This is a genomic window from Candidatus Methylomirabilota bacterium (assembly GCA_035260325.1).
In the GTDB taxonomy this organism is placed as follows: domain Bacteria; phylum Methylomirabilota; class Methylomirabilia; order Rokubacteriales; family CSP1-6; genus AR19.
Genome location: DATFVL010000240.1, coordinates 17837 through 42272, shown reverse-complemented (window position 1 = coordinate 42272; position 24436 = coordinate 17837). Strand labels below are relative to the sequence as shown.

Sequence of the window (24436 nt, the reverse complement as noted above, 5' to 3'; positions counted from 1 at the left end):
GGCACCGAGCCCCATCACGACGTCAGCCTGAAGCCGAACTCGCGCAGCGCCGCGTCGTCGCGGCGCCAGCGCCGGCGCACGTCCACCGCGAGGGCGAGGAACACCTTGATCCCGAAGAACGCCTCGAGGTCGCGCCGGGCGGCCGTGCCGATCCGCTTGAGCATCGCGCCGCCCTTGCCGATGAGGATGCCCTTCTGCGAGTCCTGCTCGACGAAGATCGTCGCGCGCACGTACAGGCACGGGGGCCGCACGCGCTCGGTGAGCTCCGCGACGCGCACCGCCGCGGCGTAGGGCACCTCCTCGCGCGTCAGGAGGAAGATCTTCTCGCGGATGACCTCGGCCACGTAGAAGGTCTCGGGCTGGTCGCTCGTCGCGTCCGGCGGGAAGAAGGCGGGGTGCTCGGGCAGGAGGCCGACGGCCAGCTCGAGCAGCCGGTCGCAGTTCGTCCCGTCGAGCGCCGAGACGGGCACGATCTCGCGGAAGGACCGGACCCCGCGCCACGCCGCGATCGCCTCGAGGAGCCGCACCTTCGGCCTGACGAGATCGGTCTTGGTCAGCACGCAGAAGACGGGGCCCTGATACGACGCGAGCGGCGCGAGCAGCAGCGGGTCGGGCCCGGCGGGCCGGGTCGCGTCCACGACGAGGCAGACGAGATCCACGTCCTCGACTGCGCGCTCCGCGATCTTCTGCATGAACGCGCCGAGCTTGCCGCCGCCGGGCTGGAGCCCCGGCGTGTCCACGAACACGATCTGCGCCCCCGGCAGGTTCCGGATCGCCGTGATCCGATTCCGCGTCGTCTGCGGCCGCGGCGAGACGATCGCGAGCTTCTCGCCGACGAGGCGATTGAGGAGCGTGGACTTGCCGGCGTTCGGCCGGCCGATCAGCGACACGAAGCCCGCCCGGTGCTTGGCGCCCGACCTCACGGGAGGAGCCCCCGCCAGAGCCCCGCCGGCGGCCGGCGGCCGCCGGCGGAGAGGATCGCGCGCTCGCGCGCGTGCATGAGGCCCGCCTCGACCGGGTCGCGGTCGTCCCAGCCGACCGCGTGCAGAACGCCGTGCGTGACCAGGAGGTCGAGCTCGCTGGCGAGCGGCACGCCGCCCCGCCGCGCCTGGCGGCGCGCCGTGTCCGCCGAGATCACGATCTGGCCGACGAGACCGGCGGGCGCGTCGGCCAGCTCGAGCGGGAAGGCCAGGACGTCGGTGCGCCGGCGGACGCCGCGCCACGCCGCGTTCAGGCGCCGGATCCCGGCGTCGTCCACGACGAGGATCTCGACCCGGCCCCGCGGCCGGCCGAGCGCCCCGAGCGCGCGGCCGGCGGCCCGCGCGAGGCGGGACGGAGAGACGGCGGGACGATGCCGGCGGCGCGAGACCGTCGCTGCCATCACGCGCGGGCGGCGGCGGCGCCGCCGCCCGGCGGCGCGTCGTCGCGCGGGGGCGCGGTCCAGGCCTCGTACGCGCGGACGATCGCGGAGACCAGCTGGTGACGGATGACGTCCCGGTCGTCGAAGTAGACGAACCGGATGCCCTCGACGTCCCGGAGGATCCGCTGGACCTCGATGAGCCCCGAGCCGCGCGAGGCCGGCAGGTCCACCTGCGTCACGTCGCCCGTGATCACCATCTTCGAGCTGAACCCGAGCCGCGTGAGGAACATCTTCATCTGCTCGCTCGTCGAGTTCTGCGCCTCGTCGAGGATGATGAACGAGTCGTTGAGCGTGCGCCCGCGCATGTAGGCGAGCGGCGCGATCTCGATCGCGCCCTTCTCCATGAGGCTCTGGACCTTCTCGGCCTCGAGCATGTCGTAGAGCGCGTCGTAGAGCGGCCGGAGGTAGGGATGGACCTTCTCGTAGAGGTCGCCGGGGAGGAAGCCGAGGCGCTCACCGGCCTCGACCGCGGGCCGCGTCAGCACGATCCGGGCGACCTCGCGCTTCATGAGCGCCGACACCGCCATCGCGACGGCCAGGTACGACTTGCCCGTGCCCGCGGGCCCGATCGCGAACACCATGTCGTGCTTGCGGATGGCGTCGACGTACCGCTTCTGTCCCAGCGTCTTCGGCGCGATCCACTTCTTCCGCGACGGGACGGGAATCGCGTCTGCGAACACCGCCTTCAGGTCCGCGTCCTCGTCCTCCGACAGCATCTGGAGCGCGGCGCGGACCTCGACCGCCCGCAGCGGGGCGCCCGAGCGCACGACCTCGGCCAGCTGGCCGAGCGCGCGCTCGGCCTTCCGCACCTGGCGCTCCTCGCCCCGGAGCGTCAGGTCGTGGCCGCGGGCGACGATGCGGATGTCGAGCTCGTGCTCGAGGGTCCGGAGATGATCGTCGTTGCGCCCGAGGAGGGGCAGCAGGTCGACGTCCGGGGCGATCGAGATGCGGCGCGTGATCGTCGTGGCTTCGCTCACGCTCAGTCCTTCTTCGAGTCTACACTCGGCAGGTCGAGCCGGAGGTGCAGTTCCTTGAGCCGCTCGGGCGGCACCGGCGCAGGCGCCTGCATCAGCAGATCCTGGGCCTGCTGGTTCATCGGGAACGCGATGACCTCGCGGATGTTCGTCTCGCCGGCGAGGAGCATCACGATCCGATCGATGCCCGGCGCCGACCCGCCGTGCGGGGGCGCGCCGTACCGGAACGCGTTCAGCATGCCGCCGAAGCGCGCCTCCACCTCCTCGCGCGTGTAGCCGGCGATGGCGAAGGCCTTGAACATGACGTCGGCGCGGTGGTTGCGGATCGCACCGCTCGAGAGCTCCACGCCGTTGCACACGATATCGTACTGGTAGGCCTCGATCGCCAGCGGATCCTGGGTCTCGAGCGCCGCGAGCCCGCCCTGGGGCATCGAGAACGGGTTGTGGCTGAACTCGATCTTCTTCGTCTCCTCGTTGTACTCGTACATCGGGAAGTCCGTGACCCAGCAGAAGCGGAAGGCGTTGGGTTCGACGAGGCCGAGCTCCGCGCCCACGCGCGCGCGCGCGCGGCCCGCGAGCCGCTCCGCCGCGGCCTTCCGGTCGCAGACGAAGAACACCGCGTCGCCCTCCCCCACGCCCGCCGCCGCGCGCAGGCGCGCGAGCCGGTCGGCGTCGAGGAACTTCGCGATCGGCCCCCGGGCGCCGCCGTCCGTGAAGACGACGTAGCCGAGCCCGGGCGCCCCCTCGTCGCGCGCCCACTGGCCGAGCCGGTCGAAGAAGCTCCGCGGCTGGGCCGCGGCGCCGGGTGCCTGCACCGCCCGGACGACCGCACCGGCCTCGATCGCCGCGGCGAACACCGCGAGGCTCCCGCCGCGGAACGTCTCGGTCACGTCCGAGACGAGGAGCGGGTTGCGGAGGTCCGGCTTGTCCGTGCCGTACCGGAGCATCGCCTCGTCGAACGGGATGCGCGGGAACGGCGGCGGCGTCACCGCGGCGCCGCCCCCGAACTCCTCGAAGACCCCGTGCAGCACGGGCTCGATCGCGGCGAAGACGTCCTCCTGCGTCACGAACGACATCTCGAAGTCGAGCTGGTAGAACTCGCCCGGCGACCGGTCGGCCCGGCCGTCCTCGTCGCGGAAGCAGGGCGCGATCTGGAAGTAGCGGTCGAACCCCGCGGTCATCAGGAGCTGCTTGAACTGCTGCGGCGCCTGGGGCAGCGCGTAGAACGTGCCGGGATGGACGCGGCTCGGCACCAGATAGTCGCGCGCCCCCTCGGGCGAGCTCGCCGTGAGGATGGGCGTCTGGAACTCCGTGAACCCGGCGTCGATCATCCGCCGGCGGATCGAGGCGATCACGCGGCTCCGCAGCATGATGTTGCGGTGGACCCGCTCGCGCCGGAGGTCGAGGAAGCGGTACCGGAGCCGCGTCTCCTCGGGGAACTCGGCGTCGCTCGCGACCTGGAGCGGGAGCGGCTCCGCCACGGACTGGACGGCGAGCTCCGCGACCTGGAGCTCGACCTGTCCGGTGGCGAGCTTCGGGTTGACCGCGTCCGGCGCGCGCGGCACGACCGTGCCGGTCACGGTGATCACGCTCTCGAGCCTGAGCGCCTCGGCGGCCTTGAAGGCGGGGCTCCCGCCCGCGAATACGCACTGGGTGAGCCCGTAGTGGTCGCGGAGGTCGATGAAGAGGAGGCCCCCGTGGTCGCGCTTGCGGTGGACCCATCCCGAGAGCCGGGCGGGCGTCCCCGCGTGCGCGAGCCGGAGCTCGCCGCAGGTGTGGGTCCGGTAGCTATGCATCGGCGCGCTTCGCCTCCGGCGTGCGCAGCGCGAGCGGCTTGACCTCCGGGGCGCCCGCCCCGGCGCGGAAGATCGCGTACGAGCCGAATCCGTCCCGCGCGAGATCGTCGAGCTGCCTCGCGAGGTTCTTCCGCTTGAGCGTCAGCGAGACGGCCCGGCCCCTGCTCCGGAGCCGGTTCGCGGCCGCGATGACCTCGCCCGGACCGTCGCCCCGCTCGAAGATCAGCGCGACCCGGTCGCGGTCCGGCCGGACGAGCCCGCTCTTCGCCTCGAGGATCGACACGACGCGCTCGAAGCCGATCGAGAAGCCGCACGCCGGCACGTCTTCGCCCAGGAGCCGGCCGATCATCCGGTCGTACCGGCCGCCGCCGGCGACCGACGCGCCGTACCCCTCGCAGGTGGCCTCGAAGATCGGCCCGGTGTAGTAGCCCATGCCGCGGACCAGCGTGGGGTCGAAGGCGATCCCGTAGCGCGGGCCCGCCTCCGCCTCGATCGTGCGCACGATCGTCCGGAGCGTCTCGGCGGGCTCCCGGACGGCCGGAATCGTCTCGGCGAGCTGCGCGAGGGCGGCGACGGGATCGCGCTCGTCCTTCGAGGGCAGGACCAGCGTGAAGAGCCGCTCGATCGCGCGCGCGTCGTGGCCGACCGCCCGGAGCTCCCGCTCGACGCCCTCCCGCCCGATCTTGTCGAGCTTGTCGAGGGTGACGAAGACGTCGCCCTGCCGGGGGCCCGCGAAGCCGCACTGCGCCGCGATGGCCGCGAGGAGCCGTCGATCGTTCAGCCGGATCTGCGGGCGCTCGAGGCCGAGCTCGATGAGCGCCTCGGCGGTCGCGAGGATGAGCTCGATCTCCGCGACCTCGGAGGCGACGCCCAGGATGTCGATGTCGCACTGGGTGAACTGCCGGAACCGGCCCTTCTGCGGCCGCTCGGCCCGCCAGACCGGGCCGATCTGGATGGCCTTGAAGGGGTCCGGCAGCTCGGCGCGGTTGTGCGCGTAGTACCGCGCGAGCGGCACCGTCAGGTCGAAGCGCAGCCCGAGATCGGCGAGGTCGTCTTCCCGGAGCGTCGCGACCGATTCGAGCTTGGCGCCCCGCTTGAGCACCTTGAAGACGAGCTTCTCGTTCTCTCCGCCCTCGCTGCTCAGCAGCAGTCCGAGGTTCTCGAGCGCCGGCGTCTCGATCCGGCGAAAGCCGTACTTCCTGTACGTGGCGAGGATCGTCGCCGCCGCGCGGTCGCGAAGCTCCACCTCCCGCGGCAGCAGGTCCTTCATCCCGCGCGGCGGCGCCGTCTCGAACTTCATGGGCGCGCGGTCATCGGCACGGCCGGGAGGCGGGGAATCAGGGAAGCGGGGGACGCGTGCCGGCTCACTCCCCGGTGGTCACGATGATCTGGGTTTCGCCGGTGGTGTTGAGGACGTTCTGGTAGCGCACGACGGCGATGACGAGCGTCGGCGCCGACCCGGGGCCGTCGCCCGGGATCGCCCCGAGCGCCGTCAGCGTGCCCTCGAAGCCGGAGTTGACCGTCTGGAACCGGTACCCCGCGGGCCCCTTGTACACGACGGCCATGCGGCCCGGCAGCTGGTTCTGGGGCACGACGATCTCCTCGACGCCGTCGCCGTCGAGGTCCACGGCGATCGGCTGGGGCTCCGACGTGTAGATGTAGCTGCGCCCGCCCCGCTCGACGTTCGTCATCACCTCGAGCTTCACGCCGCCCCCGCCCACCGGGGCCGCGGAGCGCCACAGGTCCTCCGCGTCCGCCGACGCGATCCGAATGCGGCTGTACTCGTCCACGAAGGCCAGCGCGCGGAGACCCTTGCCGGCGATCCCCGCGAACGTCGCGCCCGTCGCGCGGAAGGTGCTCGGCACCCGGACGCGCCCGTCGGCGACGAGCTTGCCATTGCGGAGGACCATGCGCTGGACGTCGCCCGCCTTGAAGAAGCCCTTCTGGTCGAAGGGCTGGGCCCAGAGCGTCTTCTTCACGCCCTCGCCGTTGGGGTCGACCGCCAGCAGGATGTCGTTCACGCCGTCGACCAGCATCGCCGGCTTGCCGGCCTGCGTCGTGAGGATGAAGGACCTCATGAGCACCGCGGGGTTCGGGCTGTACCGGTTGACCACGACGTCCAGCACGCCGTCGCCGTTGAAGTCGCCGAGCTGAACGCTGAACACACGCCCGAGCGCGGCCGCCTTATAGGTCCATTCCGCCTCGAGCACCCGCTCGACGATCTTGTAGAGGTACACCTTCTCGCCGTCGGTGACCACCATCCGCGCGACGCCGTCCTGCGGCGCCACCGCGACGTCCATCGCGATCACGACGTACGGAAACTTCGCGATCTCCTTCAGCGGGATCTGCGACTCGCCGCTCGAGTAGGTCCCGGCGTCGAGCTCGCCCGTCAGGAGCCGCGCGAGGAGGGACTTCACGACGTTCGGCGTCTGGCTCTCCTTCGGCTTGCCCGCCGCCGAGAAGTCGCCCTTGGCGGCCGGCTTGATCGAGGGCGGGACGAAGAGCGCGGTGGTCAGGAGCGCGCTCGCCCCCGGAAAGGCGAAGAGCCGCACGTCCATGTACGGCCGCCGCTCGACGCGCGTGTAGGCGACGACGAGGAGGTTCTCGAGCTTGAACCGCTCGGCGATCGGGGCCAGCGCCTTGCCGTCGAGCACGTCCTGGCGCTTCACGCCCTGCTGGGCGAGCCACACGTTGACCGCATCGCCCAGGGCGACCTGGAACCGCCCGGTCCGGCTGAGCGCCTCGACCAGCTCGTACGTCGCCGCCTCCGCGAGCGTGTCCTTGACGCCGTCCACGAGCGACAGGAGGGTGAGCTTGATCTTGCCCGCCGAGACGCGCGCGCGGTCGCCGGGCTTGACGTCGCTGCCGGGCGCGGCCTTGCCCGTCGCGTAGGCCTCGAAGACCTCCTGGACCAGCATCCGCCCCACGGCCTGCTCGGTCTTGCCGAGCACCTCGCCGGTCTTCGGATGACGCAGCTCCCGCCCTTCGCGGTAGAGCGCGAGCTCGACGCCGGGGATGAGACCGTCCCGCTTGCCGATCGCGATCGTGACCGCCTCGCCCTGGACTTCGAGGACGTCGCCGTTCACCCGCGGGAACAGCGCGACGACCTGGTTGACGAGGACGGAGAGCGAGGGCGGCCCGGTCTGGGCCGCGGCGGGGCCGGCGCCCGCGAGCACGAGCGCGACGCAGCCGGCGGCGCGCGCGAGCCAGGGCCTCATGACGTCTCCCACGCGTCGAGCCTAGCCCGCGCACCGATTCGAGTCAACTTCTCGTCCCCCTTGCCAAAAAGTGAAGCGGGGCATGAGCGATGCCCCGCCCATGCCCCGCCGGCTGCCTGCAGAGAGCTGGCCGAGCTTAGAAGCTCAGCCTTATGCGTGACGCGATGGTCCAGGCGTCTTCCGCCTTCCGCCTGACCGCGGGGGCGCCCACGACCGGAATCTCGAACGTGTCGAGCGCCTTGCCCGCGAAGAGCCATGCGCCGACAAGATCGAAGGCCGTGTTGGGCGCGAACTTCCAGGTCATGCCGAGGTCTGCTTCGGTCCCGATGTACCGCGACTGCTCACTGTCGCTCTTCGCCGCGAAGCTCGCGTCGTCGATGATCGTCCGGGTACCCGTACCCACGCCTTGACCCGTGTGCGTGTCGACCTTCTGGGCCGTCCACGTCGGGCTCAGGACCCCGTAGAACGCGAGCGCCGGCGTGTAGTTGTAGGTCCCGCGGAGGCCAAGCTGGATGCGGCCGTAGCGGTCGTAGCCGATGGCCGTGCCCATGTTGTTGTTGGTGGGACCGCCGCCGTTGAAGTAGTCGATACCGAGGGCGAGGATATTGGCCCAGCCGGCGTAGTAGCTCGAGTCCATGTCGAGCGGCTCGAAGTAGCTGATCCGCTTCGAGAGGTTATCGGTAGCCTTGTTACCGGTGCTGTAGATCCCGCGGACCTCGACCAGGAACGGGCCCGACTGCCAGCTGCCGATCCCGTCGAGGAGCCACGAATTCATGAAGGTTTCCTGGTTGCCTACCACGAACGCGCCGCCGCCGCTCTGAGCTATGGCCGCCTGGACGTGCCGGTTACCCACCTGATAATAGACCGTGGGATCGAAACCCCACGGCCCGGAGCGCCAGCGCGCGTCGACGCCGAAGGTGTGACGGTTCTCGTGCAGGAAGGGATCGCCGTTGAGGTAGAGGCCGCCGCCGAGGACGGCGCCGCCGCCGGTGTAGGTCGCGGCCGCCGCCGTCGTCGACCCCCCACCACCATTCAACACTGCGTTGCTAGCCCCGCCGCCAACGAATCGGTCGGTCGCGGTGCGCCGGGCGCTACCGCTGGTCGTGCCGTCGGCCCGGAAGTACGAGTACAAAGGTTTGACGTCCAGCCCCTGGAACGGCGTGATATCGGCGCTGAGAATCCACGCATTGTCCTTGCCGCGTGTGACCCTGGCGCCGGCGCCGACCCCCCGGTTCTGGGTTAATCCCCCGGTTCCGGCGAGCTCGTCCTCGACCACGACGAAGGTGACGTTGGTCTTGATGTTCGGCGCGAACGTCGAGACCGCCGAGAAACCGGCGAAGTCACCGTTCGCGTAGGTGACCTTGTAGCTCGCGAGCGTGCCGAACGCCTGCAGGCCCGCTCGCGCGACCGTCCCAACCGGAATGAACGGCATGAGGCTGTCCTTGCCGGTCAGGTCGAACTCCGTGTACATCCATTTGATCTCGACGATTCCCGCGACGTCGGTGTTGAGACCGGCCGACGCCGTCGAGCCAAAATGCATACCCGTGCAGCTAAAGGGCGCCTTGCCAGGACCCGCGCCGCACGTGCTGGTCTGGCCATAGTCCGCGTCGAGCTCAAGGCCCAGGACGGCCTTGGTCCGCCCGACCTCGAAGACGAAGTCGGGACGGAACCGCGTCCGTGCGTACCACTCACGATCGCCGTTGCGGCTGTAGTTGCCGTCGTAGAAGTTCTGGCCTCCCGACAGCACCTGGTCGAACAGGCCTGTGATCGTCACCTTCGGGGCCGGCGCCTGTGCGAAGACAGGCGGCGCGAGCATCCCGAGGAAGGCGACCGCGAAGACTGCAACGATGAGGACTTTCCTCATTACCGCCTCCTCAAATGTGATGAGTTGCGAAGTGAACCAACTCCCCTCCTTCGGCCGACATCACCAACAGTTGCAAGGCATACCGCAGGCAGCGCGTCTTTTCTACTTCAGGCCGAGACTGAACGTCAAGCAAAAACTGGACTTAGCTCTCCTCGCCGAGGTCCTTGAGACGCTCCTTCGCGGCCTGGCCGAGGGCCGATTCGGGGCCCAGCTTCCGGGCCTGGCGGAAGGCCGCCTTGGCCTCCTCTTTCCGGTCCTCGGCGACGAGGACCAGCCCGAGGTTGTAGTAGGCGGCCTGCATCTCCGGGTCGAGGCTCAGGGCGAACCTGAGCGCCTGCTCGGCCTCGCCGTAGCGCTTGAGGTGATAGAGCGCCAGGCCGAGGTTCTGATGCGTGAAGTCGGGGACCGTCAGCGTCGGCAGCGCGAGCGCCGCGCGATAGCTCCGGACGGCCTCCTCCCAGCGCCGGGCCTCGGCGAGGGCGGTGCCGAGGTGGAAGTGGGTGTCCGCGAGCTTCGCGTCGAGATCGAGCGCCTTCCTGAACTCCTCCGTGGCCGCCTCGACCTGGCCGAGGTCGAGCAGGATGAGGCCGAAGCTGTCGTGATAGGCCGCGGCGGTCGGGTCGAACGCGACCGCTTCGCGCAGGGCGACGAGCGCCTCGCCCCGATTGCGGTCGGCGAGCGCCGCCAGGCCGCGCTCGTGCGCCGCGCGCGCGCGGAGCTTCTCGACCTCCGTCGTCTGCGACGAGGCGCAGCCGGACGACAACGCGAGGACGGCGAGCAGAGCGAAGCTAAGTCCGCGTCTTCTTGACACGTTCAGCCCTCCCCATGTAGCCTCGATCCGTGCCCACGTACGAGTACCAGTGCGACAAGTGCGGCCGCGTCTTCGAGGTCCGGCAGCGGATCTCCGCGGCGCCGCTCACGACCTGCGACGCCTGCGGCGGCCAGGTGCGGCGGCTCATCGCGGCCGCGCCATTCATCCTCAAGGGTAAAGGCTGGTACGTCACCGATTATCCGTCCGACGCCCGGAAGAAGGCGCTCGAATCCGAGAAGTCCGCGCCCGGCGGAGACAGCAAGAAGAGTGACACGGACGGCAAGAAGAGCGACACGGACGGCAAGAAGAGCGAGAAGAAGGACGCCGCGGCCGCGAAGGTCACCGCGGACGCCCCCGCGCCCTCGTCGGGGCCGTCGACCTCGACGCCGAAGTCGTCCGGATCGTCCTCGGACTGAGGACGACCCGCATCCCGCGCGCCGCGCGCAGCAGCCGTGCGGCGCTCCCCTCGCGCACGGCGACCTCGATCCGTCCGGTCGAGCCCACGAGCGCTCCGGGGCGCCCGCGCTCGAGCTCGCCATAGGTCGAGACGAGCGCGAGCCTCCGTCCGCCGACGGTCAGCACGGCGTCCGCGCCGGCGCCCGCGAGCGCCGCGGCGGGGATCGACGTCACGAGGTTGCCGAACCGGTCCACGTGGACGACCACCCCCGTCACGCCCGCCGCCGAGGGCACCGGCGCGGGCCACGCGAGGCGCACGGGGTCGGTCACGCGCGGGCCGAGCCGCGACGGCGCGACCCCCGCCGCGACGTGGGCCGCCGCCGGCGCGAAGACGTCGCGCCCGTGGAACGTGCGGCTCACTGCGGGCAGCCGGTACTCGGGCGCGGCGAGCTCGAACGCGGTCCAGTCCCCGGCGTCGAGGAACGGCGTGAAGAGTCCATTGTCCGGCCCGACGAACACCTGACCGCGCGCCAGGACGGCGAGACCGCGTCGCGCCGTCCCCACGCCCGGATCCACCACCCCGAGGTGCACGGTGCCCGGCGGGAAGTACGGCGCCGCGGCCTCCAGGGCGAGCGCCCCCTCGGCGACGTCGTGGGGCGCCACCTCGTGCGTCACGTCGACCAGCTGGACCGACCGCGCGATCCCGAGGATCGCGCCCTTCATCGCCGCGACGTAGCCGTCGCGGGTTCCGAAGTCCGTCGTCAGCGTGACGATCGCGGCCACGCTGTCCGGGCGCCCGCGACCGTCATCGGTCGCGATCCACGACAAAGTCGGCGACGAGCGCGAGCGTCTCGCGCTCCTCGGACGGCGGGAAGATGTCGAGGTCGGCCTTGGCCGCCCGCGCGTAGGCGTGGGCGCGCGCGCGGGCGTACTCGACGCCATCATGCTCGAGGACGAGCTGCCGGAGCTCCTCGAGCTCCGCGGCCTCGAGGGCGCGACGGCGCAGCAGCGCCCGCACGCGCTCGAGCTCGGCGGGCCGCGCCCGCTCGAGCAGCGCGATGAGGGGCAGCGTGCGCTTGCCCTCGCGCAGGTCGGCGCCGATCGCCTTGCCGAAGCGCGCCTCGTCCGCGGTGAAGTCGAGCGAGTCGTCGGAGATCTGGAAGGCGACCCCCACGTCGAGGCCGTACCGGGTGAGCGCCTCGACCCGGGCCGGCGGCGCCCCGCCGAGCAGCGCGCCGATCCGGCAGCACGCGGAGATGAACGACGCGGTCTTCTGGGTGATGATCCGGAGGTAGTCCGCCTCCGACGTCACGCCGCTGCGCTTCTGCTGGAGCTGGAAGACCTCCGCCTCGGTCATGGACACGGTCGCGCGCGCGAGGGTCTCGAGCACCCCGCGGTCGTTGTCGCGGACGAGCATCGCGAAGGACTTCGAGTAGAGGTGGTCGCCCACGAGCACCGAGGCGTCGTCGCCCCAGCGCGCGTTCGCCGAGGGGCGCCCGCGGCGCAGCGGCGCCTGGTCCACCACGTCGTCGTGGATGAGCGTCGCGGTGTGGAGAAGCTCGACGACGCACGCGAGCCGCACGGCGCGCGGGCCGTGCGCGCCGGCCAGGCGCGCCGCCAGGAGCAGCAGGATCGGGCGCAGGCGCTTGCCGCCGGCGCCGGCGATGTAGCCCCCCATCTCCTGGATGAGCGTGACCGGCGAGTCGAGCTCGCGGCGGATCGCCGCCTCGACGGCCTCGAGGTCCTCGCCGACCAGGCCGGCCACGCGCTCCTTCAGGACCTGTTCGAGGGTGGGCGTGGGCACGCGGGCGCTACTTCGGGACGACGCGATCCTTGATCTTGATCGAGGCGCCCGGCGCCACGGACTGCACGTCGGCGATCGAGAACCGCTCGCGCGTCTCCGTCACGCGCGCCGTCGCGATCTCGTCGTCGAGCTCGCCGAGCACCTCGCCGGTGACGGGGTGGACGATCGGGATCTTGTCGCGGCGCAGGCTCAGGAGCGTGCCCGGCTTCACGCCGTCGGCCGTCGTGAGGTCGGTCACGATGCGCGTCGTGTCCACGTAGACGACGATGCCGCGCTTCGGGCCCACGAGCACGCCGGCGGCGCCGTCGCGCCCGACGGCGACCGTCGGCGGCGGCGCCGCGGCCGGCCCCGCCGCGCGCGGCGCGACGGGCACCTTCGTGGGCTCGGCGGACGCCGTCTGGTAGGGCACGCCCTGGCGCGGGCTGATCTTGCCGCCGCCGGGTGGGGCGCCGTACTTCACGACGATCTCGGGCGGGGCGATGATCGCGCTCTTGCCGCGGACGAGCGTCGTGAGCGTGAGCGGGATCTTGTCCTCCTCGACCCAGACGTATTCGGGCTCGCTCGGAACGTCGCCGAAGCGCGGATTCTTGATGAGGAGCCAGCGCGTCTCGGCGGACTTGAGGGCGATCGACGGCTCGGGCGGGGCCTGCACGCCGAGCACTTGGCGCATGCCCGAGCATCCGGCGAGCAGCGGGAGGACGAGGAGGCACCAGGCGAGGGCCCGCTTCATCGCGTCCAAGATAGCACAGCGCGGCGTCGGCGCCCGGGGACGACCCGGGCCGTCGAGCCGCGCCCCGGGTCCCCCGGGGCGTGTGCGAGCGAATGGGGGGCTTGGGGGGCCCGTCGCGGCCCCCCATGTTCTCAGTCCTCGACGCCCGGTTCCCACGGGAAGCGCTGCTCCTCCGCCCCCGTGGGGGGCACGAGCGGGAGACGGCGGGAAAAGAGCGCGGTGCCGGTCACGGCCGAGATCCACGTCGCGTCGAGGTAGGTGACGCCGCGCCGCTCGAGAAGCACGGGCACGACCCAGCCCGTCACGTCGAGCGACTTCGCGAGCCGCGTCGCGCGGTCGGGCAGGCCCAGCACCTCCTCGACCCGGGCGCCGCCGTGCGCGAACAGCTCGCCCACCGTGAGCGGGTCCGTCACCTGGAAGCGCTTCGAGCGCTCGAGCACCGTCGCGAACATGAACGGCACGCGCCGGAGGTCGGCCTTCGACGCCGTGAGGTCGAGCACGGGGGTGACGGCGATCTTGAGCCGGCCGCGCGTGATGCGCACGCCGTCGCCCTCCTGCGGCCGCGGCCGGCCGTCCACCGGCACGTACTGGGCCTCGGAGAAGCGCTCCCGCACGCGCTTGACGTGCGCGTAGCCGAGCATCTCCTCGTACCGGCCGAGCGGCTTGGCGGTGAGCGGATGGACGAACTCCGCACCTTTGCGGAAGATCGTGAACTCCTGGCCGACCTGCGCGCCGCGCGCCGCGCTGAGGTCGAGGTAGATCGTCTCGCCCTCCACGGCGACGACCATCCCCTCGGCCGGCTGGAACGCCTGGGCGAAGTCGTCGGCCATGAGGGCGAAGGTGGCGCCCGCTTGGTCGGCGAGCCCCGCGTGCGCGACGCCGGGGGCGGCCAGGACGAGGACGAGCGCGACGGCGGCGCGCGCGGTCCCCGGGCTCAAAACGTCACGGACGGCTGGTGGACGCCGAAGACGCCCCGCAGCCGGTCGCAGATCTCGCCGAGCGTGACGGCCGCCTCCACCGCGTCCACGATGCGCGGCAGGAGGTTGTCGCGGCCGCGGGCCGCCGTCTCGAGCGCGTCGAGCGCGCGCCGCGCCGCGTCCCGGTCGCGCGCCGCCCGATACCGCGCCACCTTCTCCGCGAGGGCGCCGCCGACGGCCGGGTCCACCTGGAAGAGGTTCGCCGGCGGCGCGTCGGCGGTGACGTACTCGTTGACGCCGACGACGATCCGCGCCTGGTCCTCGACCTCGCGCTGGTAGCGGTACGCGGCGTCCTGGATCTCGCGCTGCATGAACGGGATCGCCTGCACCGCGCCCCCGAGCTCGTCGATCTTCTGGATGTAGGCCTGCGCGGCCTCCTCCACGTCGTCCGTGAGCCGCTCGACCGCGAAGGCGCCGCCGAGCGGATCCACGACGTCGGCCACGCCGGACTCGTGGGCCAGGATCTGCTGCGTCCGGAGCGCGATCCGCACGGCGCGCTCCGCCGGCAGCGCGAGCGCCTCGTCCATCGAGTTCGTGTGGAGCGACTGGCAGCCGCCGAGCACGGCGGCGAGCGCCTGCACCGTGACCCGGACGATGTTGTTCTCGGGCTGCTGCGCCGTGAGCATGCTGCCCGCGGTCTGCGCGTGGAAGCGCAGCGCCAGCGCGCGCGGGTCGCGCGCGCCGAACCGGTCGCGCATGATCCGGGCCCAGAGGCGCCGCGCCGCCCGGAACTTGGCGACCTCCTCGATCAGGTTGTTGTGGGCGTTGAAGAAGAAGGAGAGCTGCGGCGCGAACTCGTCGATCGTGAGTCCGGCCGCCCGCGCGGCCTCGACGTACGCGATCCCGTTGGCGAGGGTGAAGGCGACCTCCTGCACGGCGGTGCACCCCGCCTCGCGCATGTGGTAGCCCGAGATCGAGATCGTGTTCCAGCGCGGCACCCGGTCCCGGCAGAACGCGAACGTGTCGATGATCAGCCGCATCGAGGGGCCGGGCGGGAAGATGTAGGTCCCGCGCGCGATGTACTCCTTGAGGATGTCGTTCTGCACGGTCCCGGCGAGGCGCTCGGGGGCGATGCCCTGCCGCCGCGCGGTGGCGATGTAGAGCGCGAGCAGGATCGACGCGGTCGCGTTGATGGTCATCGAGGTCGACACCCGGTCGAGCGGAATCCCCTCGAAGAGGTCCTGCGTGTCTTCGAGCGAGGCGATCGAGACGCCGACCTTGCCCACCTCGCCCCGCGCCGCCGGCGCGTCGGGATCGTAGCCCATCTGGGTCGGCAGGTCGAAGGCCACGGACAGGCCGGTCTGCCCCTGGTCCAGCAGGAAGCGGTAGCGCTTGTTGGTCTCGGCCGCCGAGCCGAACCCGGCGTACTGGCGCATCGTCCAGAGGCGCCTGCGGTACATCTCGGCGTGGACGCCGCGCGTGAACGGGAACTCGCCCGGCGCGCCGAGCCCTGCCGCACCCCGTCCGGCCGCGACGTCGGCCGGGCCGTAGACAGGCTTGAGCGGCGCGCCCCAGCTGGACTCCGGGTCCTTCATGACTCTCCCCTGCCGCTCACAGCGGGATGTTGCCGTGCTTCTTCGGCGGGTTCGCGTCGCGCTTGGTCCGCGTGAGCTCGAGCGCGGCGCAGAGGCGCGCGCGCGTGTCCCGGGGCTCGATCACCTCGTCGACGTACCCGCGCTCGGCCGCCACGTACGGGTTCGCGAACTTCTCGCGGTACTCGCGCGTCCGCTCGTCGCGGAAGCCCGCGGCGTCGGCCGCCCGCTCGAGCTCCCGCCGGTAGAGGATGTTCACCGCGCCGTCCGGCCCCATCACCGCGATCTCCGCCGTCGGGTAGGCGAAGTTCGCGTCCCCGCGGATGTGCTTGGACGACATGACGCAGTAGGCCCCGCCGTACGCCTTGCGCGTGATGACGGTCAGCTTGGGCACCGTCGCCTCGCAGAAGGCGAAGAGGAGCTTGGCGCCGTGCTTGATGATCCCGCCGTGCTCCTGCGCCGTGCCCGGCAGGAAACCCGGCACGTCCTCGAACGTCACGAGCGGGAGGTTGAAGCAGTCGCAGAACCGGACGAAGCGCGCGCCCTTGAGCGACGCGTTGATGTCCAGGCACCCGGCGAGGTGGGCGGGCTGGTTCGCGACGATCCCGACGGGGCGCCCGCCGAGCCGGCCGAAGCCGATCACCAGATTCGGAGCGAACGCCGCTTGCACCTCGAAGAAGTAACGATCGTCCAGCACGGCACGGATGATGTCGAGCATGTTGTACGCCTTGTTCGGCTGGTCGGGCACGATCGTCTGGAGCGCGTCGTCGCGCCGGTCCACCGGGTCCTGGGTCGGGCGGAGCGGCGGGTCCTCCATGTTGTTCTGGGGCAGGAAGGTCATGAGCTCGCGGATGAGCGCGAGGCACTCCTCCTCGCCGTCGGCCACGAAGTGGGCGACGCCGGACGTGGTCCCGTGGGCCTGGGCGCCCCCGAGCTCCTCGGCCGAGACGTTCTCGTGGGTCACCGCCTTGATGACGTCCGGGCCCGTGACGAACATGTACGACGTGTTCTTGACCATGAAGACGAAGTCGGTGATCGCCGGCGAGTACACGGCGCCGCCCGCGCACGGCCCGAGGATCGCCGAGATCTGCGGCACGACCCCGGAGGCGAGCGTGTTGCGGAGGAAGATGTCGGCGTAACCCGCGAGCGAGACCACCCCCTCCTGGATCCGGGCGCCGCCCGAGTCGTTGAGCCCGATGATCGGGGCGCCCGTCTTCAGCGCCAGGTCCATCACCTTGCAGATCTTGCGCGCGTACGCCTCCGAGAGGGAGCCGCCGAAGACGGTGAAGTCCTGGGCGAAGACGAAGACGGGCCGCCCGTGGATCCGCCCCGAGCCCGTGACCACCCCGTCGCCGAGGAACTTCTGGCCCTGCATCTCGAAGTCGTGGCTCTGGTGCACCACGAACTTGTCGATCTCCAGGAAGGAGCCCGAGTCGAGCAGGAGCTCGAGCCGCTCCCGCGCGGTCTTCTTGCCCGCCTTGTGCTGGCGGCGCACGCGCTCCTCGCCCCCGGCGAGCTCGGCCTGGGCGTGGCGCCGGCGCAGCTCCTCGAACCGGTCCTCGAGTGACATCAAGCTCCCAGTTTCATTGACTTCCGTCCCGTTTTCCACCAATAATTACGACTCCATGCCTCTCTGGGCCCAGACGCTCTTGAGCCTGGCCGCGCTGGCGCTGATGGTGGCGCTCTGCGCCGCCGTCCTGGCGCTCCGCCGGGTCGCCCAGCGCGCCGAGGGCGTCCTGACGATCGTCGAGCAGGAGCTGCGGCCGCTGGTCGGGCAGGCGCACGCGCTCACCGAGGACGTGCGCGCGCTCACGCGCCAGGCGGGCCACGAGCTCGAGCGCATCGGCGCCGTCACCGACCGCGTCCACCAGGTGGCCGACGGCTTCGGCCGGGTCGCCGGCATCCTGGGCGGCCTCACGCGGGCCGGGCAGCTCGTCGGCCTGGCGGCGGGCCTGAAGAAGGGCGTCGAGGTGTTCGTCCGGCGCCTGCAGAAGAACGAAGGAGACCATCATGAGTGACGAGCGGAAAGGCGACGCCGCGGGGTATCTCGGCTGGTTCTTCCTGGGCGCGGCGCTCGGCGCGGCGGCGGCGGTCCTGCTGACGCCGAAGACCGGGCAGCAGGCGCGCGAGCTCCTGCGCGAGCAGGGCGGCGAGGTGGCGCGGCGGGCGCAGGAGTTCGCGACCGAGGCGCAGGGGCGCGCGGGCGAGTGGCTCGACAAGAGCCGCGAGCTCTTCGAGGAGCAGACGCAGCGCCTCATGAGCGCGTTCGAGGCCGGCAAAGACGCGATGCGGGAGGAGATCCGCAAGGGGTCGACCCCCTCGCGTGACTGAGGTCGAGCTCCCCAGGCCCGAGGAGCTGCGCGAGCACGCCGAGCACGCCTTCAGCCGGCGCGTGGCGCTGACGACCGCAATCTACGCGGTCGTCCTCGCGATCGCCTCGCTCGGCGGAAGCAACGCGATGAAGGAGATGCTGCTCGCCCAGCAGCAGTCCTCCGACCAGTGGGCGTTCTACCAGGCGAAGGTGATCCGCGAGCACCAGTACCGCGGGCAGAAGCTCCTCCTCGAGACGCAGCTTGCCGAGCCCTCGCCCTGGAAGGGCGCCGAGCGCGGGAAGTACGAGGCGCTCGCCAAGCGGTTCGCCGAGGAGGAGAAGCGCTACAACGCCGAGAAAAAGGACATCGAGAAGGACGCCAAGAGGCTCGAGGCGGAGCGGGACCGGCACCGGAACCGCGATCCCTACTTCGACTTCGCCGAGGTGTTCCTCCAGATCGCGATCGTGACCGCGTCGGTGTCCATCCTGTCCACCTCACGGCCCATGTTCTGGTTCTCCCTCGGGCTCGCCGTGATCGGCGCGGGCCTCACGTCGAACGGGTTCCTGCAGCTCTTCACGCTGCCGTTCCTCCACCACGGCCCCGCGCACTAGACGGCGTCAGGGGGAGCGGCGCCGCTCCCCCCGACACCCCCCACCGGTCACCGTCGGCGACCGTGCCCCCGAGCCGGTTGCGCCGGCACAGCCGGCGCTCGAACGCGCACACAGTGAGGGCTAGCGGCCGGGGAACTCCCCCGGCGCGCCAGCCGCGCGGGGGATCACGCTGATCCCACCGTTCTCCTCGAGCACCGCGACCCGCACGTGCTCGAAGTCCGCGACGCCCGCCCGCCGCAGCGCGGCGTGCAGGTCGTCGAGCGTGAGCCGCTCCTTCTGGAGGTTCGCGTGGAGGATCCGGCCGTTGTGCACGAGGAGCGTCGGCGTGGCCTCGAGCAGGCGCCGGAGCCGCTTCGAGCGGTAGGTGACCTCCACCACGAGCCAGTTGAGCGCGAGGATCACGACCGCGCCCAGGATGCCCCCGCCGAGCGAGTTGTCGGGGCCGATCACCGCGTTCTGGACGACGTTCGAGATGATGAGCAGGACGACCAGGTCGAACGGCGTGAGCTGGCCCACCTGGCGCTTCCCGGTGAACCGGAACGCCAGGAGCATGAAGAGGTAGATCACGACCGACCTGACGATCTTCTCCCAGACCGCGACCTCCGGCGTCCAGAGCGTCGGCATGCGCCGGGACGACGCGGCTACTTCTTCTCGTCCTTCTTCTCGTCCTTCGGGGGCCCGTCCTCCGGCTTCAGGCCCTCGTTGACGCCCTTCTTGAACTCGTTGAGGGACCGGCCGAGCGAGCGCGCGAGCTCGGGCAGCTTGCTTCCGCCGAACAGCACGAGCGCGATGACGAGGATGACGATCAGCTCCTGGCTTCCGAGTCCAAACATGTCGGAACCTCCCTGGCGCGAGCGCCGGTGAACGTTCGTTCTCCGCAGGCCGTCGCGGACCGAGCGTCAGGCGGCGGGGGGCGCGCGCGAGACCGCCGACGTGGCGCAGGCGCCTCCCGCGGTCGCGCCCGCCGCCGGCGGCGGGCTCGCGGCGCTCGGCGGCGGCGCGATCACGACCGCGGAAGCCTCGAGCCCCGGGGACTGGTCCCAGACGAGGGCGACCAGCTCGTCGCCGTCGGCGCCGTCGTAGAGCCCGCCGATCCACGATGGATCGGGGACGCTGGCGGCGGCCGCCACGGGCGCCCCGAGCACCACGAGGGTCAGCGAGAGCCGGAGCCAGCGGCGCCGGGTCATGGCCGATTCTACCGCCGCGGGGCCGGCGACTCCATGCGGGCCGGGACGCGCGGACACGGAGGTCCGGCGGGGCGGGCCGCCGCCGGGCGCCCTAGAGGTGGATCGCCTGCCCGAGCGCGCCGAGCGTCGCCTCGAGCGCCGCCTCGGACAGGGTCGGGTGGGCGTGGATCGTGTGGATCATCTCCTCCAGCGTCGCCTCGAGCGTTCGGCCGACGGCGAACTCGTGGATGATCTCGGTCGCCTCCGGGCCGACGATGTGGACCCCGAGGATCTCGCCCGTCGCCTTGTCGGCGACGACCTTCACGAAGCCCTCGGTCTCGCCGAGCGCCACGGCCTTGCCGCTCGCGGTGAACGGGAACTTCCCGACGGCGACCTCACGGCCCTTCGCGCGCGCCGCCGCCTCGGTCGCGCCGATCGACGCGACCTGGGGCCGGCAGTACGTGCACGACGGCACGCCGGCGTAGTCCACCGGGCGCGGGTCGCGCCCGGCGATCGCCTCGGCGGCGACGACGCCCTCGGCCATCGCCTTGTGCGCGAGGAGCGGCGGGCCGGCCATGTCGCCGATCGCGTAGACTCCCTTCGCCCCGGTCTCCATCCGCGGCGACACCTTCACGAAGCCGCGCTCGAGCTCTGCGCCGAGCGCCTCGAGGCCGAGCCCCGTCACCTTCGCGCCGCGGCCGACGGCCATCAGCACCTGCTCGGCCTCGAGCTTGCCCGCGTCGGTCTCGACGATCGCGCCCCGCCCGCCGGCCTTGACCGAGGCGACCTTCACCCCGGTCTTGAGCTCGATGCCGCGCCGGCCGAACGCGCGCGCCAGCTCCTTCGAGCAGTCCTCGTCCTCGATCGGGACGATGCGCGGGAGCGCTTCCAGGACCGTCACCCTGACGCCGTAGGCCGCGTACACGTCGGCGAACTCGACGCCGACCGCCCCGGCGCCGATGATGACGAGCGAGGCGGGCTTCGTCTCGTTCCGCACGGCGCCGTTCGACGAGACGACCGTCTTCTCGTCGATCGCGACGCCGGGCAGCGACTTCGGCTCGGAGCCGGTCGCGAGGATCACCGCCTTCGCCTCGAGCGTCTCCACGCCCGACGCGCCCGTCACCTCGACCGTGCCGCGCGCCCGGAGCACGCCGCGCCCCGGGAAGAGCGTGATCTTGTTCTTCCGGAAGAGGAACTCGACGCCCTTGGCCATGCGGTCGGCCACCCGGCGGCTGCGCTGGACCGCCTCCGCGTAGCTCGCCTCGACGCCGCTCACACGGATCCCGAACTCGGCGGCGCGGCCGATGAGGTCGAGGACCTCGGCGTTGCGCAGGAGTGCCTTCGTCGGGATGCAGCCCCAGTTGAGGCAGACCCCGCCCGGCCGGTCGTCCTCGACGGTCGCGACGGAGAGCCCGAGCTGGGCGCAGCGGATCGCGGCGACGTAGCCGCCCGGGCCGGTGCCCACCACGGCGACGTCGAAGGCGTGCCGGGCCATCGCGCTAGACCAGGAGGCGCAGCGGCTCCTCGAGGAGCCGCTTGAGGTCCTGGAGGAAGCGCGCGCCCATCGCGCCGTCCATGACGCGATGGTCGCAGGAGAGCGTCAGCATCATGCGACGCCCGACGCCCAGGCCCGCGTCCTCGACGACGGGCACGCGGCGCACCGAGCCGACGGCGAGGATCGCGCCCTCGGGCGGGTTGATGATCGCCGAGAACTCGGCGACATCGAACATCCCGAGGTTCGAGATGGAGAACGTCGCGCCCGAGATCTCGCTCACGCGCAGCTTGCGCGTCCGCGCGCGCTCGGCGAGGTCACGCGCCTCGACGGCGATCTGAGCGAGCGACTTCGCCTGGCAGTCGCGGAGGACCGGCGTGATGAGGCCGTCCTCGAGCGCGACCGCGATGCCGATGTGGGCGCGGTGGTAGACGCGGATCGAGGCGCCCTGGAACGAGGCGTTCACGCCGGGGTGCCGCAGCAGGGTGAGGGCGCACGCGCGGACGACGAGGTCGTTCACCGAGATCTTTGGCTGGCCCTCGAGCGCGTGGAGCTCCTCGCGGAGGGCCCACGCCCGGTCCATCGCGACCTCGCTCGTGACGTAGAAGTGGGGCACGGGGGCCTTCGACAGGGGCATCTGCCGCGCGATCGCGGCCCGGATCTGCGTGAGCGGCCGGTCCTCGTACTCGGGGCCCTCGACCGCCGGCACGCCGACGGCCGGCATCGGGCCCGGGCCGCGCTGCGAGGCGGCCTCGACGTCGCGGCGGATGATGCGTCCGCCCGGGCCCGACCCCTGGAGGAGCCGGAGGTCCACGCCCGACTGGGCCGCGATCTTCTTCGCGAGCGGCGACGCCTTCACGCGCCCGGTCGCTGCCGGTACCGCGACGCTGACTGCGGGCGTCGTCGGAGCCGGGGGCGACACCACGGTGGGCCGCGGCGGGGCGGCTGCCGGTGCCGCGGCGGGGACCGGGGCGGCGGGGGGCGCTGAGCGAGTGTCGTTCCGAGCGGAAGCGCTCCCCGCCGCCCCGGCCTCCGCGGCGACAGCGGTCGGCGCTGACGCGAGCAGCGCCGAGATGTCGTCGGCCGGCTCGGCGATGACGGCGATCAGCGTCCCCACCGGCGCCTTCTCGCCGGCCGGGACGAGGATCTTGCGGAGGACGCCCGCGCCGAACGCCTCCATCTCGACGTCGGCCTTGTCGGTCTCCACCTCCGCGAGGATGTCGCCCCCCTGGACGCGGTCCCCTTCGCGCTTCAGCCACTTGATGATCTTGCCGCTCTCCATCGCCTCGGAGAGCTTCGGCATGACGACCTTGGAGATGGCCATGGCTCAGCCCCCGTTCGCGTTGCAGACGCGGCGGATCGCGGCGAGGATCCGCTCCTTCGTCGGCGTCTTGAGCTTCTCGAGGTTCTTCGCGTAGGGCATCGGCGCGTTCGCGCCGGTGACGCGCTCGACGGGCGCGTCGAGGTCGTCGAAGGCCTGCTCGGTGATGGACGACGCGATCTCCGAGCCCATGCCGGCGAAGCCCGCGCCCGCCTCCACGACGACGGCGCGGTGGGTCTTCCGCACGGAGCCGACGATCGTCTCGGTGTCCATGGGACGCAGCGTGCGGGGATCGACGAGCTCGACGGAGATGCCCTCCTTCGCGAGCTCCTCGGCCGCCTCGAGCGCCCGGTACATCATGCCCATGTAGGCGATGACGGTCACGTCGGTCCCCTCGCGGCGGACGATCGCCTGACCGAGCGGGATCAGGAAGTCCGGGTCGTCGGGCACCTCGCCCTTCACGTTGTAGAGCGTCTCGGCCTCGATGAAGATGACCGGGTTGTCGTCGCGGATCGCCGATTTCAGCAGCCCCTTGGCGTCCGCCGGCGTCGTCGGGCGCACGACCTTCAGCCCGGGCACGTGGTAGAAGTACGTCTCCATCGACTGCGAGTGCTGCGCGGCGAGCTGCGACGCCGGCCCGCCGGGGCCGCGGATCACCATGGGCACGCTGAACTGGCCGCCCGACATGTAGTGGAGCTTCGCCGCCGTGTTGACGATCTGGTCGATCGCCACGAGGGAGAAGTTGAACGTCATCATCTCGACGACGGGGCGGAGCCCCACCATCGCGGCGCCGATGCCGACGCCGGTGAACCCCGACTCGCAGATGGGCGTGTCCACGACGCGCTTGGGCCCGAACTCCTTGAGCAGCCCCTGCGTGACCTTGTAGGCGCCGTCGTAGAGCCCGACCTCCTCGCCGATCAGGAACACGCGCGGGTCGCGGCGCATTTCCTCGCGCAGCGCCTGGTTCAGGGCCTCGCGGTACGTCGTCACCGCCATCTCACGCCTCCTTGTAGATGTCGGTGAACAGCCACTCGGCGGGCGGCTCGGGCGAGGCGTCGGCGAACGCCACCGCCTCGTCCATCCGGTCGTTGACGTCCTTCTCGATCGCCCGGACGTCCGCCTCCGACAGGGCGCCGCTCCGGAGCACCCGCTCGCGGAAGAGGGTGATCGGGTCGCGCTCCTTCTCGCGCTCGACCTCCTCCTTCGTCCGGTACACCGCGCCCGCCGGGTCGCGCATCGAGTGGCCCCGGAAGCGGTAGGTATCGGCCTCGATGAGCGACGGCGTCTTGTCGCGGCGCGCGCGCTCGACGGCGCGCGCGACGACCTCGCGCACGGCGAGCACGTCCATCCCGTCCACCTTCTCGGCCGGGATCCCGTACGTCTCGCCGAACTTCCAGATCTGCGTCTGCGCGAGCGCCCGCTCGATCGAGGTGCCCATCGCGTAGCGGTTGTTCTCGCACAGGTAGACGACGGGCAGCTTCCACAGCGCGGCCAGGTTCAGGGACTCGTGGAACTCGCCCTGCGGCACCGCGCCGTCACCGAAGTAGCACACGATCACCTGGTCGCGCTCCTCGTACTTGATCGCGAAGGCGACACCGGCCGCGACGGGCAGGTGCGCGCCGACGATCGCGTGGCCGCCGAGGAAGTTCACGCTCTTGTCGAAGAGGTGCATCGAGCCGCCCTTGCCCTTCGAGAGGCCGTCGCGGCGCCCGAACAGCTCGGCCATCATCCGCTTCGGGTCGGCGCCCTTCGCCAGGCAGTGGCCGTGCTCGCGGTACGCCGAGATGACGTAGTCGTCGGGGCGGAGGACCGAGGTCGCCCCCACCGCGACCGCCTCCTCGCCGATGTAGAGGTGCAGGAAGCCCCCGATCTTGCCGAGCGCGTAGGCCTCGGCCGCCTTCTCCTCGAAGCGGCGGATGAGGAGCATCTGGCTCAGGAGCTTCTTCGCCAGCGCCGGGTCGGGCGACGCCCCGGTCGCCTTCGCCTGCGGCATCGTCTTGGCCATCTCTCCC

Annotated in this window: 25 protein-coding genes; 4 read left to right on the top strand and 21 right to left on the bottom strand. The window is 71.6% G+C overall.

The genetic code is table 11. The annotated features are described in order from the left end of the window. Positions 1 to 14 precede the first annotated feature (14 nt). From era to VKG64_15260, 8 genes are all read right to left on the bottom strand, one after another. On the bottom strand, positions 15 to 923 hold the full coding sequence (gene era, locus VKG64_15295; protein ID HKB26401.1) for a GTPase Era: 909 nt from the start codon (positions 921 to 923) through the stop codon (positions 15 to 17). After that, positions 920 to 1381 (bottom strand): rRNA maturation RNase YbeY, encoded by a 462-nt coding sequence (ybeY, locus tag VKG64_15290; protein ID HKB26400.1) that lies wholly within the window; start codon positions 1379 to 1381, stop codon positions 920 to 922. Before ybeY ends, era begins: the two co-directional genes overlap by 4 nt. Next, positions 1381 to 2397, bottom strand: coding sequence for a PhoH family protein (locus VKG64_15285; protein HKB26399.1), 1017 nt, complete (start codon positions 2395 to 2397; stop codon positions 1381 to 1383). Before VKG64_15285 ends, ybeY begins: the two co-directional genes overlap by 1 nt. Positions 2398 to 2399: 2 nt before the next feature. Then, entirely contained in the window at positions 2400 to 4190 is a 1791-nt protein-coding gene (aspS, locus tag VKG64_15280; GenBank protein ID HKB26398.1) for an aspartate--tRNA ligase, read from the bottom strand. Then, positions 4183 to 5490: a histidine--tRNA ligase gene (hisS, locus tag VKG64_15275; GenBank protein ID HKB26397.1), complete on the bottom strand. Its 1308-nt coding sequence runs from the start codon at positions 5488 to 5490 to the stop codon at positions 4183 to 4185. Before hisS ends, aspS begins: the two co-directional genes overlap by 8 nt. 64 nt (positions 5491 to 5554) lie before the next feature. Next, the gene (locus tag VKG64_15270; protein ID HKB26396.1) at positions 5555 to 7408 is read right to left on the bottom strand and encodes a VCBS repeat-containing protein; all 1854 of its coding nucleotides are present in this window, start codon (positions 7406 to 7408) and stop codon (positions 5555 to 5557) included. A 136-nt stretch (positions 7409 to 7544) separates the two neighbouring features. Then, positions 7545 to 9272, bottom strand: coding sequence for a hypothetical protein (locus VKG64_15265; GenBank protein HKB26395.1), 1728 nt, complete (start codon positions 9270 to 9272; stop codon positions 7545 to 7547). A gap of 142 nt (positions 9273 to 9414) precedes the next feature. After that, the gene (locus VKG64_15260) at positions 9415 to 10083 is read right to left on the bottom strand and encodes a tetratricopeptide repeat protein (protein HKB26394.1); all 669 of its coding nucleotides are present in this window, start codon (positions 10081 to 10083) and stop codon (positions 9415 to 9417) included. 29 nt (positions 10084 to 10112) lie between these two features. On the opposite strand from VKG64_15260, the gene VKG64_15255 reads away from it, so the two are divergent. Further along, a complete protein-coding gene (locus VKG64_15255; GenBank protein HKB26393.1) occupies positions 10113 to 10499 on the top strand; it encodes an FmdB family zinc ribbon protein in 387 nt (128 codons plus the stop codon). Here VKG64_15255 and VKG64_15250 read toward each other — a convergent pair. The 6 genes from VKG64_15250 to VKG64_15225 form a co-directional block, all read right to left on the bottom strand. Further along, positions 10423 to 11262 carry an SAM-dependent chlorinase/fluorinase gene (locus VKG64_15250; GenBank protein ID HKB26392.1) on the bottom strand — a complete coding sequence of 280 codons (840 nt, stop codon included), beginning with the start codon at positions 11260 to 11262 and terminating at the stop codon, positions 10423 to 10425. The two genes, VKG64_15255 and VKG64_15250, sit on opposite strands and share 77 nt — an antisense overlap. Positions 11263 to 11284: 22 nt before the next feature. Further along, a complete protein-coding gene (locus VKG64_15245; protein HKB26391.1) occupies positions 11285 to 12283 on the bottom strand; it encodes a polyprenyl synthetase family protein in 999 nt (332 codons plus the stop codon). Positions 12284 to 12290: 7 nt separating this feature from the next. Beyond that, positions 12291 to 13013, bottom strand: coding sequence for a hypothetical protein (locus VKG64_15240; GenBank protein ID HKB26390.1), 723 nt, complete (start codon positions 13011 to 13013; stop codon positions 12291 to 12293). Positions 13014 to 13144: 131 nt separating this feature from the next. Next, on the bottom strand, positions 13145 to 13951 hold the full coding sequence (locus tag VKG64_15235; GenBank protein HKB26389.1) for a hypothetical protein: 807 nt from the start codon (positions 13949 to 13951) through the stop codon (positions 13145 to 13147). Further along, positions 13948 to 15525, bottom strand: coding sequence for a methylmalonyl-CoA mutase family protein (locus VKG64_15230; GenBank protein ID HKB26388.1), 1578 nt, complete (start codon positions 15523 to 15525; stop codon positions 13948 to 13950). Before VKG64_15230 ends, VKG64_15235 begins: the two co-directional genes overlap by 4 nt. A 16-nt stretch (positions 15526 to 15541) precedes the next feature. After that, on the bottom strand, positions 15542 to 17092 hold the full coding sequence (locus VKG64_15225; GenBank protein ID HKB26387.1) for an acyl-CoA carboxylase subunit beta: 1551 nt from the start codon (positions 17090 to 17092) through the stop codon (positions 15542 to 15544). Positions 17093 to 17147: 55 nt separating this feature from the next. On the opposite strand from VKG64_15225, the gene VKG64_15220 reads away from it, so the two are divergent. Genes VKG64_15220 through VKG64_15210 form a run of 3 tightly spaced genes read left to right on the top strand, consistent with a single transcriptional unit; the run spans position 17148 to position 18445 of the window. After that, the gene (locus tag VKG64_15220; protein HKB26386.1) at positions 17148 to 17540 is read left to right on the top strand and encodes a hypothetical protein; all 393 of its coding nucleotides are present in this window, start codon (positions 17148 to 17150) and stop codon (positions 17538 to 17540) included. Beyond that, positions 17533 to 17853 carry a YtxH domain-containing protein gene (locus VKG64_15215; GenBank protein ID HKB26385.1) on the top strand — a complete coding sequence of 107 codons (321 nt, stop codon included), beginning with the start codon at positions 17533 to 17535 and terminating at the stop codon, positions 17851 to 17853. The genes VKG64_15220 and VKG64_15215 overlap by 8 nt, the downstream gene beginning before the upstream one ends. Continuing rightward, positions 17846 to 18445, top strand: a complete 600-nt coding sequence (locus VKG64_15210) for a DUF4337 domain-containing protein (GenBank protein HKB26384.1) — start codon at positions 17846 to 17848, stop codon at positions 18443 to 18445. The genes VKG64_15215 and VKG64_15210 overlap by 8 nt, the downstream gene beginning before the upstream one ends. Before the next feature lie 120 nt (positions 18446 to 18565). On the opposite strand, the gene VKG64_15205 is transcribed toward VKG64_15210, so the two are convergent. The 7 genes from VKG64_15205 to pdhA form a co-directional block, all read right to left on the bottom strand. Further along, positions 18566 to 19069 (bottom strand): YetF domain-containing protein, encoded by a 504-nt coding sequence (locus VKG64_15205; protein HKB26383.1) that lies wholly within the window; start codon positions 19067 to 19069, stop codon positions 18566 to 18568. Between the two features lie 17 nt (positions 19070 to 19086). Then, on the bottom strand, positions 19087 to 19278 hold the full coding sequence (gene tatA / locus VKG64_15200) for a twin-arginine translocase TatA/TatE family subunit (GenBank protein ID HKB26382.1): 192 nt from the start codon (positions 19276 to 19278) through the stop codon (positions 19087 to 19089). Positions 19279 to 19344: 66 nt separating this feature from the next. Beyond that, a complete protein-coding gene (locus VKG64_15195) occupies positions 19345 to 19632 on the bottom strand; it encodes a hypothetical protein (protein ID HKB26381.1) in 288 nt (95 codons plus the stop codon). A 91-nt stretch (positions 19633 to 19723) separates the two neighbouring features. After that, on the bottom strand, positions 19724 to 21106 hold the full coding sequence (gene lpdA, locus VKG64_15190; GenBank protein HKB26380.1) for a dihydrolipoyl dehydrogenase: 1383 nt from the start codon (positions 21104 to 21106) through the stop codon (positions 19724 to 19726). A 4-nt stretch (positions 21107 to 21110) separates the two neighbouring features. Further along, entirely contained in the window at positions 21111 to 22427 is a 1317-nt protein-coding gene (locus tag VKG64_15185) for a dihydrolipoamide acetyltransferase family protein (GenBank protein ID HKB26379.1), read from the bottom strand. A 3-nt stretch (positions 22428 to 22430) separates the two neighbouring features. Beyond that, a complete protein-coding gene (locus tag VKG64_15180) occupies positions 22431 to 23420 on the bottom strand; it encodes a pyruvate dehydrogenase complex E1 component subunit beta (protein ID HKB26378.1) in 990 nt (329 codons plus the stop codon). Position 23421: 1 nt separating this feature from the next. Further along, the gene (gene pdhA / locus VKG64_15175) at positions 23422 to 24429 is read right to left on the bottom strand and encodes a pyruvate dehydrogenase (acetyl-transferring) E1 component subunit alpha (protein HKB26377.1); all 1008 of its coding nucleotides are present in this window, start codon (positions 24427 to 24429) and stop codon (positions 23422 to 23424) included. Positions 24430 to 24436: the final 7 nt, after the last annotated feature.

Coding starts and splice junctions, on each gene's coding strand:
- VKG64_15180 (HKB26378.1), bottom strand. CDS start 23,420: ATGGCGGTGACGACGTACCGCGAGGCCCTGAACCAGGCGCTGCGCGAG.
- hisS (HKB26397.1), bottom strand. CDS start 5,490: ATGAAGTTCGAGACGGCGCCGCCGCGCGGGATGAAGGACCTGCTGCCG.
- VKG64_15225 (HKB26387.1), bottom strand. CDS start 17,092: ATGTCACTCGAGGACCGGTTCGAGGAGCTGCGCCGGCGCCACGCCCAG.
- lpdA (HKB26380.1), bottom strand. CDS start 21,106: ATGGCCCGGCACGCCTTCGACGTCGCCGTGGTGGGCACCGGCCCGGGC.
- tatA (HKB26382.1), bottom strand. CDS start 19,278: ATGTTTGGACTCGGAAGCCAGGAGCTGATCGTCATCCTCGTCATCGCG.
- pdhA (HKB26377.1), bottom strand. CDS start 24,429: ATGGCCAAGACGATGCCGCAGGCGAAGGCGACCGGGGCGTCGCCCGAC.
- ybeY (HKB26400.1), bottom strand. CDS start 1,381: ATGGCAGCGACGGTCTCGCGCCGCCGGCATCGTCCCGCCGTCTCTCCG.
- VKG64_15230 (HKB26388.1), bottom strand. CDS start 15,525: ATGAAGGACCCGGAGTCCAGCTGGGGCGCGCCGCTCAAGCCTGTCTAC.
- VKG64_15220 (HKB26386.1), top strand. CDS start 17,148: ATGCCTCTCTGGGCCCAGACGCTCTTGAGCCTGGCCGCGCTGGCGCTG.
- VKG64_15195 (HKB26381.1), bottom strand. CDS start 19,632: ATGACCCGGCGCCGCTGGCTCCGGCTCTCGCTGACCCTCGTGGTGCTC.
- VKG64_15215 (HKB26385.1), top strand. CDS start 17,533: ATGAGTGACGAGCGGAAAGGCGACGCCGCGGGGTATCTCGGCTGGTTC.
- VKG64_15270 (HKB26396.1), bottom strand. CDS start 7,408: ATGAGGCCCTGGCTCGCGCGCGCCGCCGGCTGCGTCGCGCTCGTGCTC.
- VKG64_15205 (HKB26383.1), bottom strand. CDS start 19,069: ATGCCGACGCTCTGGACGCCGGAGGTCGCGGTCTGGGAGAAGATCGTC.
- VKG64_15185 (HKB26379.1), bottom strand. CDS start 22,427: ATGGCCATCTCCAAGGTCGTCATGCCGAAGCTCTCCGAGGCGATGGAG.
- VKG64_15265 (HKB26395.1), bottom strand. CDS start 9,272: ATGAGGAAAGTCCTCATCGTTGCAGTCTTCGCGGTCGCCTTCCTCGGG.
- aspS (HKB26398.1), bottom strand. CDS start 4,190: ATGCATAGCTACCGGACCCACACCTGCGGCGAGCTCCGGCTCGCGCAC.
- VKG64_15240 (HKB26390.1), bottom strand. CDS start 13,013: ATGAAGCGGGCCCTCGCCTGGTGCCTCCTCGTCCTCCCGCTGCTCGCC.